This window comes from Kribbella sp. NPDC000426 (assembly GCF_040300265.1).
In the GTDB taxonomy this organism is placed as follows: Bacteria; Actinomycetota; Actinomycetes; order Propionibacteriales; family Kribbellaceae; genus Kribbella.
Genome location: NZ_JBEPDK010000005.1, coordinates 772,154 through 788,093, shown reverse-complemented (window position 1 = coordinate 788,093; position 15,940 = coordinate 772,154). Strand labels below are relative to the sequence as shown.

Sequence of the window (15,940 nt, the reverse complement as noted above, 5' to 3'; positions counted from 1 at the left end):
AGCGAAGCGAGGACGCGCATGAGCACCGAGCCGTACATCGTGCTCGCGGCGATCCTTTTCAGTATCGGCGCGCTCGGCGTGCTGGTACGCCGGAACGCGATCGTCGTGTTCATGTGCGTCGAACTGATGCTGAACGCGACCAACCTCGCGTTCGTCAGCTTCGCCCGCCAGCACGGCAACCTCGACGGCCAGATCGCCGCCTTCTTCGTGATGGTGGTGGCCGCGGCCGAGGTCGTGATCGGGCTGGCGATCATCATGGCCATCTTCCGCACCCGTCGCTCGGCCTCGGTCGACGACGCCAACCTGCTCAAGTACTGAGGTAAGCACCGATGAGTCATGAGCTGACGTGGCTGCTGGTCGCGGTACCGGCGCTGTCCGCGGCGATCCTGCTGCTCGGTGGCAAGGCCACCAACGCATGGGGTCACCTGCTGGGCACGCTGGCGCCGTTGATCTCCTTCGCCTTCGGCGTCGTGCTGTTCGTCCAGATGAGCGGCAAGCCCGACGGTGAGCGGTCCGAAACGGTCAAGCTGTTCGAGTGGTTCTCGGTCGGCCACATCACGGTCAACTTCACGCTGCTGATCGACCCGCTGTCGATCCTGTTCGTGCTGCTGATCACCGGTGTGGGTTCGCTGATCCACATCTACTCGATCGGCTACATGGCGCACGACGAGCGCCGGCGGCGGTTCTTCGGGTACCTGAACCTGTTCATCGCCGCGATGCTGCTGCTGGTGCTGGCCGCCGACTACCTGCTGGTCTTCGTCGGCTGGGAGGGCGTCGGTCTGGCGTCGTACCTGCTGATCGGCTTCTGGCAGTACAAGACGTCGGCAGCGGTCGCCGCGAAGAAGGCGTTCGTGGTGAACCGGGTCGGTGACATCGGCCTGTCGCTCGCGGTGATGAGCATGTGGGCGCTGTTCGGCTCGTCGGCCTTCGCCACCGTGAACGCCGGCGCCGAGCACCTGTCGAACACCTGGGCCACGCTGCTCGGCCTGATGCTGCTGCTGGCCGCCTGCGGTAAGTCTGCGCAGGTGCCGCTGCAGTCCTGGCTGCTGGACGCGATGGAGGGCCCGACCCCGGTGTCGGCCCTGATCCACGCGGCGACCATGGTCACCGCGGGCGTCTACCTGGTGGTCCGCTCGCACGCGATCTTCGAGCAGTCCGACGCCGCGTCCACCGCGGTCGTGATCGTCGGCACGGTCACGGCGGTCGCCGGTGCGATCATCGGTTGCGCCAAGGACGACATCAAGAAGGCGCTGGCCGGTTCGACGATGAGCCAGATCGGCTACATGATGCTGGCCGCGGGCCTCGGCCCGGCCGGGTACGTGTTCGCGATCTTCCACCTGATCGCGCACGGCTTCTTCAAGGCCAACATGTTCCTCGGCGCCGGTTCGGTGATGCACGGCATGAACGACGACGTGAACATGCGCCACTACGGCGCCCTGCGGATCCCCATGAAGATCACCTTCATCACGTTCGCGTGCGGTTACCTCGCGATCATCGGCTTTCCGGGCGCCGCTGGGTTCTTCAGCAAGGACAAGATCATCGAGGCGGCTTTCGCCCACAATCTGGTGGTCGGTCTCTGCGCGCTGCTCGCAGCGGGTATCACCGCGTTCTACATGACGCGGGTGATGATGATGACGTTCTTCGGCAAGAAGCGCTGGGCCGAGGACGTGCACCCGCACGAGTCGCCCAAGCTGATGACGTGGCCGCTGATCATCCTGGCCGCGCTCTCCCTCGGCGGCGGCGCGCTGTACTTCGTCGGTCATTGGATCGTCGGCTGGCTCGACCCGATCGTCGGCAACGAGGAGGAGCACGCTCCGTTCAGCGCTACTGTGTCGACGATCATCACGCTTGCGGTGGTTGCCGTCGGCATCGCGATCTCGGTGCTGATGTACCGCCGGGACATCCCGCGCGAGGCGCCGGCCGGATCGCCGATCACCACGTTCGCGCGGCGTGACCTGTACGGCGACGCGCTGAACGAGGCTCTGTTCATGCGCCCGGGCCAGTACCTGACCCGGACACTGGTCTGGTTCGACAACCGGGTCGTCGACGGCTTGGTCAACGGCCTGGCCGCGCTCTTCGGCGGACTGTCCGGCCGGCTCCGCCGGGTCCAGACGGGCTTCGTCCGTTCGTACGCACTCAGCATGGTCTTCGGCGCCGCATTCGTGGTCGTCGCCCTCCTCGCGGTGAGGTTGTCGTGAACATCGGTTGGCTGACCCTGTTACTGCTCCTGCCGTTCGTCGGGGCCGTCGCGACGATGCTGGTGCCCAAGGCGAAAGGCCTGCTGGCCAAGCAGGTCGCGCTCGGGTTCTCGCTCGTCACGCTGGTGCTGACCGCGATCGTCGCGATCGGCTACCAGCGCAACGGCGCCGAGGACTACGCCGAGACGCACACCTGGATCAAGGTCTTCGGCGCGCACTACGCGCTCGGCCTCGACGGTGTCAGTGTGGTGCTGATCGTGCTGACCGCGCTGCTGTCGCCGGTCGTGATCATCGCCTCCTGGAACGACGCGCAGAACGGCCGCTGGTCGGAGAAGTCCTTCTTCGCCTGGATCCTCGGCCTGGAGGCGCTGTCGATCGGCGTGTTCGCCGCCACCGACGTGTTCCTCTTCTACGTGCTGTTCGAGGCCACGCTGATCCCGATGTACTTCCTGATCGGCGGCTTCGGCGGCCCGCAGCGTTCGTACGCCGCGGTGAAGTTCCTGCTGTACTCGCTGCTCGGCGGTCTGCTGATGCTGGCCTCGGTCGTCGGCCTGTACGTCGTCTCGGCCAAGCAGGGCACCCCGTCGTACCTGCTGAGCGACATGATGAAGCTGGACATGAGCCAGAACACCGAGCGCTGGCTGTTCCTCGGCTTCATGTTCGCGTTCGCGGTGAAGGCGCCGATGGTGCCGTTCCACACCTGGCTGCCGGACGCGGCCGGTGAGGCGACCCCGGGTACGTCGGTGCTGCTGGTCGGCATCCTGGACAAGATCGGCACCTTCGGGATGATCCGGTTCTGCCTGGGCCTGTTCCCGAACGCGTCGGAGTGGGCCACCCCGGTGGTCCTGGTGCTGGCGCTGATCTCGGTGCTGTACGGCGCGCTGCTGGCGATCGGGCAGACCGACATCAAGCGGCTGATCGCGTACACCTCGATCTCGCACTTCGGCTTCATCGTGATGGGTATCTTCGCGCTGACGTCGCAGGGCCTGACCGGGTCGACTCTGTACATGTTCAACCACGGTCTCTCCACCGCGGCGCTGTTCCTGGTCGCCGGGTACCTGATCTCCCGGCGCGGGTCCGCGCGGATCGCCGACTACGGCGGGGTCGAGAAGGTGGCGCCGGTGCTCGCCGGTACGTTCCTCTTCGCCGGCCTGTCCAGCCTGGCGCTGCCCGGCCTGTCGCCGTTCATCTCCGAGTTCATGGTGCTGGCCGGGACGTTCAGCCGGCACAAGGTGATCGCGGTGATCGCCGTCGTCGGTATCGTGCTGGCGGCGCTGTACATCCTGCTGATGTACCAACGCACGATGACCGGTCCGGTCCGCGACGGGATCGAGAAACTGAAAGACCTGAACCCGCGTGAGCTGCTCGCGATCGCACCGCTCGTGATCCTGATCATCGGCCTGGGCATCTTCCCGAAGCCGGTGGTCGACATCATCAAGCCCGCGGTCGAATCGACCATGCAGCGGGTAGGCGTGACCGACAAGGCACCGCAGATCCCCGTGACGGAGGGACAGAAGTGAGCGCGATGTTGCTGCCGCTGGCGGACTTCACGGCGCCGAAGATCGAGTACAACGAGCTGATGCCGCTGCTCGTCGTCTTCGGTGCGGCGTGCGTCGGCGTCCTGGTCGAGGCGTTCCTGCCGCGGCCCTTGCGGCACCTGGTGCAGCTGGCGATCACGGTGGTCGCCGTGGTCGTGTCCGGGGTCCTGACCGGCCTGCTGATGAACGACAAGAAGGAGCTGATCGCCGCGCAGGGTGCGATCTCGGTGGACGGCCCTGCGCTGTTCACCTGGCTGATCCTGCTGGCGCTGACGCTGATCAGCGTGCTGCTGTTCGCCGAGCGCTCGATCGACGGCGGCCTGTCCGCGTTCGCCGGCCAGGCGGCCGCCGTACCGGGCTCCGAGGCCGAGCGGGAGGGTACGGCGGCTCGGATCGAGCACACCGAGATCTTCCCGCTGACCCTGTTCGCGGTCGGCGGCATGATGCTGTTCGCCTCGTCGAACGACCTGCTGGTGCTGTTCGTCGCGCTCGAGGTCTTCTCGCTGCCGCTGTACCTGCTCTGCGGCCTGGCGCGTCGTCGCCGGCTGATCTCGCAGGAAGCCGCGATGAAGTACTTCCTGCTCGGTGCGTTCTCGTCGGCGTTCCTGCTGTTCGGGATCGCGCTGCTCTACGGGTACGCCGGCACGATGTCGCTCGGCGGGATCTCGGACGCGCTGTCCACCCAGACCGGCGGCGACACGATCCTGCTGGCCGGGACCGGCCTGGTGGGTGTCGGCCTGCTGTTCAAGGTCGGCGCCGTACCGTTCCACTCCTGGACGCCGGACGTGTACCAGGGCGCCCCGACGCCGGTCACCGGCTTCATGGCGGCCTGCACCAAGATTGCCGCGTTCGTCGGGCTGATGCGGGTGTTCTACGTCGCCCTCGGCGGTACGCGCTGGGACTGGGCGCCGATGATGTGGATCGTCGCGATCCTCACCATGGTGGTCGGTTCGATCGTCGCGATCACCCAGACCGACGTGAAGCGGATGCTCGCGTACTCGTCGATCGCGCACGCGGGCTTCCTGCTGACCGCGTTCGTCGGCCTGTCGCAGGTGAGCAGCGGCAACCACAACGCGGTCACCTCGACCCAGGCAGTGCTGTTCTACCTGGTCTCGTACGGCTTCCCGACGATCGGCGCGTTCGCGGTCGTGACGCTGGTCCGCGACGCGGGCGGCGAGGCGACGCACCTGTCCCGCTGGGCGGGTCTGGGCAAGAAGTCGCCGCTGCTGGCCGGGATCTTCGCGTTCTTCCTGCTGTCCTTCGCCGGCATCCCGCTGACCGCGGGCTTCACCGGCAAGTGGGCGGTCTTCAGCGCGGCGTGGTCGGGCGGCGCCTGGCCGCTGGTCGTCGTCGCCGTACTGTCGAGCCTGGTCGCCGCGTTCTTCTACGTCCGCGTGATCGTGCTGATGTTCTTCTCCGACCTACCGGCCGACGCGCCGGACGTGGCGCTGCCCGGCTGGCAGACCACGTCGGCGGTCGCACTGGGTCTCGCCGCCACGGTGGTGCTCGGTCTGGTTCCCGGACCGGTGCTCGACCTGGCGGCCCGAGCTGGTGAGTTCATCCGTTGAGTCCGACCCCGCTGCCGGCCGAGAGCCTGGGATTCGAGTTCGCCGATGCGGCGCTCGAGTCCCGGGTTCGTGCCGGGCTGGAGCGGGTCGAGCAGGCCCTGCTCGACGCGACCCAGTCCGAGGCGCCGTTCGTCACCGCTGCCGCCCAGCACGTGATGGTTGCCGGCGGCAAGCGGTTCCGTCCGCTACTGGTGCTGCTCGGGGCCGAGTTCGGCGCTGGGGCCGGCGCTGAGATCGGCGCCGACGAGGTGGTGAAGGCGGCGGTCGTCGTCGAGCTCACGCACGTCGCGACGCTGCACCACGACGATGTGATGGACGAGGCGGCGCTGCGCCGCGGCTCGTCCACCGCGAACGCGCGCTGGGACAACTCGGTCGCGATCCTGTCCGGCGACTGGCTGTTCGCCCGCGCGTCGGACCTGGTCGCGGACCTCGGGCCGGAAGCGGTCCGGATCCAGGCGCGGACCTTCGGCCGGCTGGTCGAGGGCCAGATCCGCGAGACAATGGGTGTCGGCGAAGGCCAGGACCCGTTGAAGCACTACCTGTCGGTGGTCGCCGACAAGACCGGTTCGCTGATCGCGACGTCCGTCCTCTTCGGTGCCCGGTACGCCGGTGCCTCGGAGGAGGTGCAGGAGTCGTTGCGCGCATTCGGCGAGGAGATCGGCGTCGCCTTCCAGCTCGCCGACGACCTGCTCGACATCGCCTCGGAGTCCGACCAGTCCGGCAAGACGCCCGGCACGGACCTGCGCGAAGGTGTGCCGACGCTCCCGGTGCTGATCTTCCGGGCCCAGGCGGATCCCACGGATCCCACGGACGCCCGTCTGCTGGACCTCCTCGACTCAGACCTGTCCGACGACGCGCGGCTGTCCGAGACGCTGGACCTGCTCCGCTCCCACCCGTCCTTCCAGCAGGCCGAGGACGACGTACGCCGCCGCGCCGCCGACGCCCGCAAACTCCTCACCACCCTCCCCGAAGGCCCCGGCCGCCAAGCCCTCGACACCCTCTGCGACCTGGTAGCCACCCGCTCCGTCTGAACCCCCGGGCTCGTGCCGGCAACCGGCTCCAGGGCCGTTCGTCGAGTCGTGGAGATTGGTCCAGAAAATCTGCCGTAATCCACGACTCGGCGTACGGGGTCCAAACCATTCGCCACGACTCGGCGAGGTTGTGGATGACGCGGCCGGCGGGTGTGCGCGTCGGACAGCTGAACCTCCGGCTGACCGCCGAGGGCAGCTACCACTCTGAATCTCTTCTTCTTTCTTCCTTTCTCTTCTCTCCGTCGGGTGGGGTGAGGGGTGGTCGGGGTGGCGACTCTGTGCGATGCTGTGCCGACTATGAGTAGGGCTGCGGGTCGGGATGTCGTGCTGCCGGTGGCGACGCTGACTGTCGAGGCGCTCGCCGAGAGTGTGCTGCTTCATCTGCCGGCGTTGACCGATGCGCTGGTGGAGACCATCCACGAGCAGAATCCGGCGTACCGCGAGATGGGGTCGGTGCCGCGGCAGGATCTGTGGCGTTCGTGTCATGACAACGTTGCCCGGGTCGTGCAGATGATTGCCGCGGGCGACAACCCGGGCGTGCACTACTTCGACGCCGCGCTCGCAACCGGGCGCCGGCGGGCCGAGCAGCGGATGCCGCTGGACGACGTACTCAAGTCGTTCCGGCTCGGTGGCCGGCTGGTCTGGGAGGCCTTGATCGACGAGGCGCGCGCCCAGGGGATGGCAGAGTCCGAGGTCCTGCTGGACGTCGCAGGCAAGGTATGGGAGGTCGTGGACCGTACGTCGTCGCAGGTGGCGGCCGCGTACCACGCCGCCGAGCGCTATCTGGTCCGCGCAGACGAGCAACGCCGGTCGACGCTCTGGGAGGGCCTGCTGGAGGGCCGGGCCAATCGCGCCTTCGTCCAGGAGGCGGCCACCGTCCTGGACCTTCCGGTGAACGGTCCGTACCTGGTCGTTGCGATCGACAACCTCGTCGACGACGACTGTACGACGACCTCGTTCGCACGCCGCCTCGCCGGGATCCGCGTCTGTTCGGCCTGGCAGGTGCGGCCGCAAGCGGTCGTCGGCCTGCTTGCCCTGGGCACAGAGTCGTCGGACAAGGTGCTCGGCATCCTGCGCGAGGTCGTGGATGCCCCCGCGGGCCTGTCCGGCGTCGTCTCCGGACTGGCCGAGGTGGACGTCGCCTATCGCCAGGCGATGATGGCCCGCCGGACCCTGCCCGCCGGTCAGATCGACGTCGCCGCCCTGGTGGAGCGGCTCCCCGAGGCATTGTTGCTGAGCGCACCGGAGTTGGCGGAGCAACTGGTCCAGACCTGGCTGGTGCCGCTGATGACGGTGCCGGCGGCCGAACGTGAGCTCCTGCTCCGCACGCTGGACAACTGGGTGACGGCGGCCGGCTCGGTACGTCGTACCGCCGAGCTTGCGCATTGTCACCGGAACACGGTGATCAACCGCCTGCACCGGATCCATCAGATCACCGGGCGTAACCTCACCGACGACGGCTTCCAGTTGGAGCTCGGCCTCGCGCTGCGTGCGTTCAGGCTGTTTCCGCCCTCCCCGTGACCGAACCGCGGCCTGTGCGTTGTGCACAGTGAAACCGTGTAAAACATGGGCATCGCGGCCATGCCGCCGGCTGATCGGCGGTGCCAGACTGCGTTCCCAGCATTGCTCGAGCGTAGAGGACCCCCCATGGCCGAACATCGTCGTTCGTTGGACCAACCAACCGATCAGCCGACCGGCGGACGCGGGCTGCTGGGCCGCCGTCGCGTCCTCGGGTACCTGATCGCCGCGCCGACCCTCGCGGTCGGCGTGAGCTGGCTGGTCAACGACGCCGACCCGCGCGCGGCCGACGCCGCCGTACCGTCGCTGCCGCAGCCGGTGGACATCTTCGACCTCGGCGACCTGCAGAACCTCGCGGCCGCGCCGACCTCCGGGCTGATCACGGTCGAGCTGAAGACCGACGGTACGGCGTACTTCGCCGTACCGCGGGCCGAGGTCGGCCAGGGCATCACCACCGCGTTCGCGATGATGGTCGCCGAAGAGCTGGATCTGCCGATGGACAAGGTCGAGATCGGCCTGGCGGACGCGCGGCCGGAGCTGCTGATGAACCAGCTCACCGGCGGGTCGAACTCGATGCGCAGCATGTACCTCCCGGTCCGAACCGCCGCCGCGATCGCTCGGCAACGCCTGGTGGACACGGCCGCGGCGCACTGGGGCGTCGCTGCCGGCAAGGTGACGACCCGGGCCGGTGTGCTCACGGGTCCGGGAGGCCTGACGGCGACGTACGGATCGCTGGCCGAGGCCGCCGCGGCCGTGAAGACGATCACGGTGTCCGCCGAGCTGAAGTCGCCGTCGGAGTTCAGTGTGCTCGGCAAGCCGCGCAACCGGGTCGACGGCCACGACATCGTCACCGGTCGCAAGCAGTTCGCGATGGATATGCAGGTTCCCGGCGCGAAGCCGACGATGGTGGCCCGGCCGCCGACGATCAACGGGACCTTGAAGTCGGTCAACAACCTGGCCGCGCTGCGCGCGATGCCCGGCATCACCGATGTCGTTGGGATCACCCACGGTGTGGCGATCCGGGGCGACACGTTCGGCCAGTGCATCGACGCGATCCAGAAGGTCGACGCAACCTGGGGACCGGGCACCGTGGACAACGAGTCCGACGCGACCGTGCTGGCGAAGCTGCGCGCGGCCCAGTTGCCGATGGCCGTGCCGCCGGTGCTGTCGCAGACGATCGATGCCGAGTTCGTCTTCGCGTTCGCCAGCAACAGCCCGCTCGAACCGGACTGCGCGATCGCGGACGTCCGGGCGGACAGCGCCGAGATCTGGTCCAGCCTCAAGGTGCCGATCGTGGCCCAGGAGGACATTGCCAAACAGCTCGGTCTGCCGATCGACGCCGTGAAAGTGCACGTGATCCAGGGCGGCGGGTCGTTCGGCCGGCACCTGTTCCACGACGTCGCGGCCGAGGCGGCGGAGATCTCGCAGAAGATGGGCAAGGCGGTCAAGCTGTCCTGGTCGCGGACGGACAACTTCCGCCAGGGACGCACGCACCCGATGAGCACCTCACGGGTCCGGGTGAACTACCTGGCCGGCAACGTGCTCACCTACGAGCAGCGGCACACGAGTGTGCAGACCGACTTCGGCCACGGCCTCGGCGAGATGATCACCGCGTACGCCGCGGATCTGCCGGTCGGCGGCAACCTGTCGTTCGCCGAGACGATCTTCGAGCTGACCCAGTCGTCGCCGTACAACTTCGGCGTGACGACACAGCTGCTCAACGAGGTCCCGCTGAAGTTCAACACCGGCAGCATGCGCAACATCTACTCGCCGAACGTGGTCTGCGCCGAGGAACTGGTGGTCGATCGGCTCGCCGCGAAGATGGGTCAGGACCCGGTCCGGTTCCGGCGGAACTTCCTCAAGGACAAGCGCCTGCTGGCCGTGCTGAACAAGGCGGCCGAGGTCGGCAAGTGGGGCAAGGCGATGCCGAAGGGTACGGCGCAGGGCGTCGGCGTGCACTCGGAGTACCGGGCCGCGGTCGCGACGCTGGTCGAGATCGACTGCCGGCCGGAGACGGTCAACCGGCCGGTCGAAGGCGAAGGCGTGACCGGTCCGCGGGTGACCAAGGCGGTGATCGTCGTCGATCCGGGGTTCTGCATCAACCCGCGGGGCCTGGAGGCCCAGATGATCGGCGGGCTGCAGGACGCGATCGCGCTGGCGCTGACGTCGAGCCTGCACATCAAGAACGGCATCCCGCTCGAGGGCAGCTGGGACAACTACTTCTACACCCGCGAGTGGAACTCACCGCTGGACGTCGAGGTGGTGATCATGCCGAACACGAGCGAGAGCCCGAGCGGTGCCGGCGAGCTCGCGGTCGCTCCGGCGTTCGCGGCGGTCGCATGCGCCTATGCGCGGGCGACCGGCACGATGCCGACGTACTTCCCGATCAACCACGGCACGCTCGGCTTCGAGCCGTTGCCGGTGCAGCCGTCCACTCCGCAGTCGCCGACCGACGGCCTCGACCACACGTTCTGAGGAATCCATGCCAACGCACACGTTCAAGCTCAACGGCAAGCAGATCAGCGTCGAGGCCGAGGACAACGTCCGGCTGCTGTGGGTCCTGCGGGACCTGCTCGGCGTCACCGGCCCGAAGTACGGCTGCGCGCTCGAGGTCTGCAAGTCGTGCACCTCGCACATCAACGGCAAGGCGTTCAACCCGTGCTCGGTCCAGGTGAAGGACATCGAGCCGACCGACGAGGTCACCACGATCGAAGGGCTGCCGGCCACCGTCGGCAAGGACCTGCACCCGATGCAGGAGGCCTGGCTGACGTACGACGTGGCACAGTGCGGGTACTGCCAGCCCGGCCAGATCATGGCCGCGGTCGCGAAGGTCAAGCAGGCCCGGAAGGAGGGCCGCGACATCACCGACGCGGACCTCGACGAGCTGCGCAACATCTGCCGCTGCGGCACGTACTCGCGGATTCGCGAAGCGGTCAAGGCCGGCGCGGAGGACATGGGTGCGTGACGTCCTGCCCCACGTCCGCCGGTGGTACGCCGAGGGTGACAGGTTCGCGATCGCGACGGTGATCGACACGTTCCGGTCGGCGCCCCGCCAGCCGGGCGCGGCAATGGCCGTGTCCGGCGCCGGCGTGGCGGTCGGAAGCGTCTCCGGCGGCTGTGTCGAGTCGGACGTCTACGCGGTGGCGCAGGAAGTCATCCGGACGGGCCGGCCCGAGGTACGGCGGTACGGCGTGTCCGACGACGACGTCTTCGCCATCGGTCTGACGTGTGGCGGCGTGGTCGAGGTGCTGGTCGAGCCCGTCGACGCGGAGTCGTTCGCAGACTTCGGGGCGGTGTCCGCCGCGGTCGGCTCGGGGCGACCGGTAGCGGTCGCGACCGTCGTCACACCGGGCGCAGGCCTGGGTCGGCGCATCGTCGTCGAGGCGGACGCGGTCAGCGGCAGCCTTGGCGATCCCGGCCTGGACGCCGCCGTGATCGAGGACGCGGTCGCCATGCTCGACGCCGGCACCACCGCCATCCGGGAGTACGGCGCTCATGGCGAATGCCGGCGTACGGACGTCGCGGTGTTCGTGCAGGCGCTCGCGCCACCGCCGCGGATGTTCGTGTTCGGTGCGATCGACTTCGCGGCCGCGGTCGCCCGGGTCGGCAAGTTCCTCGGGTATCACGTCACGGTCTGCGATGCCCGCGGCGTGTTCACGACGCGGTTGCGGTTCCCCGAGGCGGACGAGGTCGTGGTCGATTGGCCGCACCGGTTCCTCGCCGGTCAGCTCGACGCGATCGACAGCCGGACCGCGATCTGTGTGCTGACCCATGACCCGAAGTTCGACGTACCGCTGCTGGAGTTGGCGTTGCGGACGGAGGCCGGCTACATCGGTGCGATGGGCTCGCGGCGTACCCACGAGGATCGACTGTCCCGGTTGCGAGCTGCGGGGATGACCGAGGGGGAGTTGGCCCGGCTGCTGTCGCCGACCGGGCTCGATCTCGGCGCGCGAACTCCGGAGGAGACCGCGATCTCGATCGCGGCCGAGATCATCGCGACGCGTAGCGCGGCGAGTGCCCGGCCGCTGTCAACGACCACCGGTCGCATCCACGCGGCTGTCCTCCGCTGACGTGAGCTGAGGTTTGGCCGGGCCGTGCGGCTCGACGTACCCGCCGCTGGGAAGGCGGAGGATATGGCCGGTCTCGATACCGTTCGCCGCGACCTCGGCATCGTGCAGCTGCAGGCCCAGGCAGAGACGACGGGTGATGCTGAAGGCGATCGGTGGACCCAGGACCAGTAGCACCTGGAACATGTGGATCAGGGCGTTCACCGAGAGGTGGAACTGGACGGCCATCGTGTCGGCGCCGGCCGCGGCCCAGAGCGTGCCGTAGAAGACGACTCCGGCGACGCCGATGCCGGTGCGGATCGGGTTGCTGCGTGGGCGTTCGAGGAGGTTGTGCTCGCGCCGGTCGCGGGTCACTCGCTCTTCGATGAAGGGGTAGATCCCGACGATCGCGAGGAACAGCGTGCAGACCGCGACCGGCAGCAGGATGGCGAAGCTGATGGTCCTGCCCCACCAGACGACCTCCCACCCGGGCGCCAGCCGCAGGGCGCCGTCCAGGAAGGCGAGGTACCACGCCGGGCCGACTCCGGCCGAGGTATCCGCCGGATCGGCCGGGCCGAACAGCCACACCGGGTTGATGGTGAGCAGCGAGGCCATCAACGTCAGTACTGCGGCCACGAGGCAGAACAGTCCGGCGCCCTTGACCACCGCGACAGCCGCTGGACTGCCGACCACGTTGTCCTCGGTCCGCCCGGGGCCGGCGAACTGCGCAGGCCTGTTCTTCAACGCAAGGAAGCCGCTGACGATGAACAGCACGACAAGCAATGCGGGCAGGACGATGATGTGCAGCGGGTAGAACCGCGCGATCACGTCACCAGGGAAATCCCCTCCGAACAGCAGCGCCGACAGTTGCGTGCCCACGAACGGGGTCGCCTGCAACACACCGTCGAGTACGGCGAGACTCGTGCCGGAGGCCATGTCGTCCGGGAGCGACGTACCGGTGAGGCAGGCACCCAGCGTGATGATCAGCAGCCCGAAGACGACCACCCAGTTGAGCCGCCGCGGCCGGCGGAAACCAGCGGTGAAGAACAGCCGGAGCAGGTGCAGCAGGATCGCCGCCACCATGATCAGCGCGCCCCAGTGGTGCAGCTGCCGGATCAGCAGGCCGCCGCGCATCTCGAAGCTGATCGTCATCGTCGAGTCCAGCGCCTGCGACATCTGTATGCCGTGCAGCGGTGCGTACGGGCCGTCGTACACAACGTGTTCGACCGACGGCTGGTACGGCACCATCAGCACGAGGCCGCTGAGCGTGACCAGAACGAAGCTGTAGAAGGCGATCTGGCCGAAGAGCAGCGACCAGTGATCAGGGAAAACTCTCGCTCGCAGATTGCGCGCAGTGCTTAAGGGACCCGGCACGATTCGGCCCTCCTCGGTCATATATACGACCCCGCAGAGACCGAGATTGTGACGAGTGGTGTCAGACCTCACACCTGGCTAGAAGGTGTTCCGGCGACGGGCCGCGCGAGGGCGGCCGTCGGGGTCGTAGAGGTGATCGGCGAGCCAACCGGCCCACAGCGACTCGAACCGGCCGAGGGGCTGCGGGCGATGAGGGCGGATCCGTCCGGCAGGTCGTGGCCCGCGGCGGTCGTCGGCGTACCACTGGTCCAGAGCTGCGGCTGTTGTCTGCCAGTGGTCGAAGCCGGTGATCGGGTCCAGGTCGGGGACGGGTTCGCCGAGGTGCTCGGACCAGAGTTGCGCGCGCACCGACCGGGCGAGGTCAGGTGAGTCGATCGCGCAGGTCAGTTCGCTGTCGTTGGTCCACGACCGGCGGTTGAAGTTGTCCGATCCGCAGGTCATCCAGGTGTCGTCGACGATGCAGACCTTCGCGTGGACATAGATTGGTACGCCGTTCTCGTTCTCCAGGTCGTAGACGGCGACCCGGTCGGAGTCCAGCCGGCGGAGCGCCTCCAGTTGGGCATGCCGTGCGGGCGGCCCGCTCAATCGGCCGTCCTGGTCCGGGTAGCGCGGTACGACCGCGATGATCCTCAGGTCGGGGGATCGTTCGAGCGCCTCCCGGAGTCCGTCGGCCACCGGCGCGGACCAGAGGTACTGGTCTTCCAGGTAAATAAGGGATTTCGCCCGTCCGAAGGCCTTCAGGTAGGCCCGCGCGATGCTGTGCTCGCCACGCGGCGCGAACGGGAACCCGGGATGCTTGTGCGCGTACGTCCGCAGTACCTGGACGGCGTCCTTCCCGGCCGGCGGCGGATCCGGGAACGACTCCGGCAGATCGCCCGGGTGCCGCGGCATCCGGGCCAGCCGCTGGACCATCATCCGGTACGGCGTACGCCGGTCGAGCGGGTGCGGATCGTCCCACCGCTCGACGAAGGTCCGCAGCAGGTCGCCGACGACGGGCCCGCGGAATTCGAGCATCACGTCGTGCCACGGCGCCCGGGATCCGTAGCGCGGATCCATCGGCGCCGTCTGCGGGTCGCCCAGATGACGCTCGTCGTCGCGGCGCCCGTGGCACAGGTCGATCCCACCGACGAAGGCGAGGTCGGCGGCCGGGTCGTCACGGTGGCGGATGACGAACAGCTTCTGGTGGTGCGAGGCGAGCCGGCGTACCCGCTGATCGAGCAGCACCTCACCGCCGGCCGCGTTGAGTTCGGTGCCGAGGTGCTGGTTCTCCTGGGCGTTGAAGCTGAGACGGTCGGAGTGCGAGCGCCACAGCAGCGCCCGGACCTCCACTCCCGAGCGGACAAGATCGCAGAGAACCTTGCCGATCGTCGGACCGTCGTCGTACATCGCCTCGTCCGGATCCCCACGCCAGTCGGTGAAGTAGACCCGATCACCCGGCTGCAGGGCGCACAGCTCGTCGTACAACTGTTTGAAGTACGTCGCACCATGCACCAGCGGCCGCACGAGATTCCCCTCGGACCAGGCACCATCGGAATCGATGTCCGTCCCAGGGTTCCCCCGCTCAGCCGCCGTCAGGAACCAGTCGTGCGTCATGGCTCCCTGTGCCCATCAGCTCAGGACTGACGCGCCTGCCAGGCCGGGCTCTCGACATAGTGGTTGTCGTAGAGGTCGCTGGTCTTCGCGACCTCGGCCCAGTCGGTGTCGCCGCGGTAGGCGCCCTCGAGCAGGCGGTAGTAGCCGAAGCGGGGCTTTGCCTGGGTGAGGACGAAGAGGACCTCGGCCGGCTCGTCGCCGGCTGCCTCGAAGGCGTGGGGCGTGTTCGGTGGGACGAGCAGGAAGTCGCCCCGGCCGAGCGTGATCAGGTCCTCGCCGGTCAGCACCCGGAGCGAGCCCTTCAGCACGAAGAACAACTCGGCGGCCTCGCGATGCAAGTGCGGGGGAGCACCCTCCTTGCCGGGCTGGAAGATCGACCGATGGCTGGTCAGGTGACCATCCGTCTCAGTCACATCAGCCAGCAACGTGACACCACTCGCGGACAGGACCTCGGCTTCGCTCGCACGAATCAGAACAGTCATAACGGTTTCTCCTCGGTATTCGAGATGTTAAATGTCCAGAATTAGAGTCTGGGTTCAGGACTTGAGGTTGGTGAAGCGGTTGCGGGTGTTGGCGGGGGCGGTTGGGTTCTGGCGGACGACCTCTTCGGCGATGTCGGCGATCGACCTGCTTGCCAGTTCGCGGCGATAGGTCAGCTCGGCGCCGCGCATTGCCTGCGAGATCACGCAGACCTTGGTGTAGTCGGCCCGCGCGTCGGCGCCGGGGCCCTCTTTGAGGATCTGCATGCAGCGGAAGGCGTCGTCCGGCCCGTCGATCGCGACGACGATGTCGAGCAGGCTGATGTCGCGTGGGTCGCGGGCCAGTTGGAAGCCGCCCTTCGGCCCGGAGACCGAGGTGAGGATGCCGGCCCGGGTGAGCGCCTGGAGCTGCTTGTTCAGGTACGCCGTGGGCAGGTTGTAGAAGGCCGCGAGCCGCTTGGCGGTGACCGCCTCGCCCGACGCCCAGCTGAGATTCACGCAGCTGTGCATCGCCCACTCGACGCCTTCGTTCATCTTCATAACCTGGATATTAGATGTCCTGAATAGGCGTCGTCAAGCTGTTCGAGGGCGTGCA

The 15,940-nt window shown here is 67.9% G+C and carries 13 protein-coding genes; 9 read left to right on the top strand and 4 right to left on the bottom strand.

Translation table 11 applies throughout. The features are described 5' to 3' along the window. The first annotated feature begins 18 nt into the window (after positions 1-18). From nuoK to ABT313_RS28010, 9 genes are all read left to right on the top strand, one after another. On the top strand, positions 19-318 hold the full coding sequence (nuoK, locus tag ABT313_RS28050) for an NADH-quinone oxidoreductase subunit NuoK (RefSeq protein WP_130441814.1): 300 nt from the start codon (positions 19-21) through the stop codon (positions 316-318). A gap of 11 nt (positions 319-329) precedes the next feature. Further along, positions 330-2,198 carry an NADH-quinone oxidoreductase subunit L gene (nuoL, locus tag ABT313_RS28045; protein WP_350859992.1) on the top strand — a complete coding sequence of 623 codons (1,869 nt, stop codon included), beginning with the start codon at positions 330-332 and terminating at the stop codon, positions 2,196-2,198. Further along, entirely contained in the window at positions 2,195-3,718 is a 1,524-nt protein-coding gene (locus tag ABT313_RS28040; protein WP_350859991.1) for an NADH-quinone oxidoreductase subunit M, read from the top strand. The genes nuoL and ABT313_RS28040 overlap by 4 nt, the downstream gene beginning before the upstream one ends. Positions 3,719-3,723: 5 nt before the next feature. Beyond that, positions 3,724-5,304, top strand: a complete 1,581-nt coding sequence (gene nuoN / locus ABT313_RS28035; protein WP_350860215.1) for an NADH-quinone oxidoreductase subunit NuoN — start codon at positions 3,724-3,726, stop codon at positions 5,302-5,304. Beyond that, positions 5,301-6,335, top strand: coding sequence for a polyprenyl synthetase family protein (locus tag ABT313_RS28030; RefSeq protein WP_350859989.1), 1,035 nt, complete (start codon positions 5,301-5,303; stop codon positions 6,333-6,335). The genes nuoN and ABT313_RS28030 overlap by 4 nt, the downstream gene beginning before the upstream one ends. A gap of 297 nt (positions 6,336-6,632) precedes the next feature. Continuing rightward, a complete protein-coding gene (locus tag ABT313_RS28025; RefSeq protein WP_350859987.1) occupies positions 6,633-7,856 on the top strand; it encodes a PucR family transcriptional regulator in 1,224 nt (407 codons plus the stop codon). 126 nt (positions 7,857-7,982) lie between these two features. Continuing rightward, positions 7,983-10,328: a molybdopterin cofactor-binding domain-containing protein gene (locus ABT313_RS28020; RefSeq protein WP_350859985.1), complete on the top strand. Its 2,346-nt coding sequence runs from the start codon at positions 7,983-7,985 to the stop codon at positions 10,326-10,328. Positions 10,329-10,335: 7 nt separating this feature from the next. Beyond that, a complete protein-coding gene (locus ABT313_RS28015) occupies positions 10,336-10,818 on the top strand; it encodes a (2Fe-2S)-binding protein (protein ID WP_350859984.1) in 483 nt (160 codons plus the stop codon). Beyond that, positions 10,811-11,923 carry an XdhC family protein gene (locus ABT313_RS28010; RefSeq protein ID WP_350859983.1) on the top strand — a complete coding sequence of 371 codons (1,113 nt, stop codon included), beginning with the start codon at positions 10,811-10,813 and terminating at the stop codon, positions 11,921-11,923. Before ABT313_RS28015 ends, ABT313_RS28010 begins: the two co-directional genes overlap by 8 nt. On the opposite strand, the gene qcrB is transcribed toward ABT313_RS28010, so the two are convergent. The 4 genes from qcrB to ABT313_RS27990 all read right to left on the bottom strand — a co-directional run bounded on the left by qcrB (position 11,882) and on the right by ABT313_RS27990 (position 15,885). Continuing rightward, positions 11,882-13,273 carry a cytochrome bc1 complex cytochrome b subunit gene (gene qcrB / locus ABT313_RS28005; protein ID WP_350859981.1) on the bottom strand — a complete coding sequence of 464 codons (1,392 nt, stop codon included), beginning with the start codon at positions 13,271-13,273 and terminating at the stop codon, positions 11,882-11,884. The genes ABT313_RS28010 and qcrB overlap by 42 nt on opposite strands. A gap of 78 nt (positions 13,274-13,351) precedes the next feature. Beyond that, on the bottom strand, positions 13,352-14,866 hold the full coding sequence (locus ABT313_RS28000; RefSeq protein ID WP_350859979.1) for a phospholipase D family protein: 1,515 nt from the start codon (positions 14,864-14,866) through the stop codon (positions 13,352-13,354). Between the two features lie 20 nt (positions 14,867-14,886). Continuing rightward, positions 14,887-15,348 carry a cupin domain-containing protein gene (locus tag ABT313_RS27995; protein WP_350859977.1) on the bottom strand — a complete coding sequence of 154 codons (462 nt, stop codon included), beginning with the start codon at positions 15,346-15,348 and terminating at the stop codon, positions 14,887-14,889. Positions 15,349-15,402: 54 nt separating this feature from the next. Beyond that, positions 15,403-15,885, bottom strand: a complete 483-nt coding sequence (locus ABT313_RS27990) for an RrF2 family transcriptional regulator (protein ID WP_350859975.1) — start codon at positions 15,883-15,885, stop codon at positions 15,403-15,405. Positions 15,886-15,940: the final 55 nt, after the last annotated feature.

Coding starts and splice junctions, on each gene's coding strand:
- ABT313_RS27990 (WP_350859975.1), bottom strand. CDS start 15,885: ATGAAGATGAACGAAGGCGTCGAGTGGGCGATGCACAGCTGCGTGAAT.
- ABT313_RS28015 (WP_350859984.1), top strand. CDS start 10,336: ATGCCAACGCACACGTTCAAGCTCAACGGCAAGCAGATCAGCGTCGAG.
- ABT313_RS28000 (WP_350859979.1), bottom strand. CDS start 14,866: ATGACGCACGACTGGTTCCTGACGGCGGCTGAGCGGGGGAACCCTGGG.
- ABT313_RS28025 (WP_350859987.1), top strand. CDS start 6,633: ATGAGTAGGGCTGCGGGTCGGGATGTCGTGCTGCCGGTGGCGACGCTG.
- nuoL (WP_350859992.1), top strand. CDS start 330: ATGAGTCATGAGCTGACGTGGCTGCTGGTCGCGGTACCGGCGCTGTCC.
- nuoK (WP_130441814.1), top strand. CDS start 19: ATGAGCACCGAGCCGTACATCGTGCTCGCGGCGATCCTTTTCAGTATC.
- nuoN (WP_350860215.1), top strand. CDS start 3,724: ATGTTGCTGCCGCTGGCGGACTTCACGGCGCCGAAGATCGAGTACAAC.
- ABT313_RS27995 (WP_350859977.1), bottom strand. CDS start 15,348: ATGACTGTTCTGATTCGTGCGAGCGAAGCCGAGGTCCTGTCCGCGAGT.
- ABT313_RS28020 (WP_350859985.1), top strand. CDS start 7,983: ATGGCCGAACATCGTCGTTCGTTGGACCAACCAACCGATCAGCCGACC.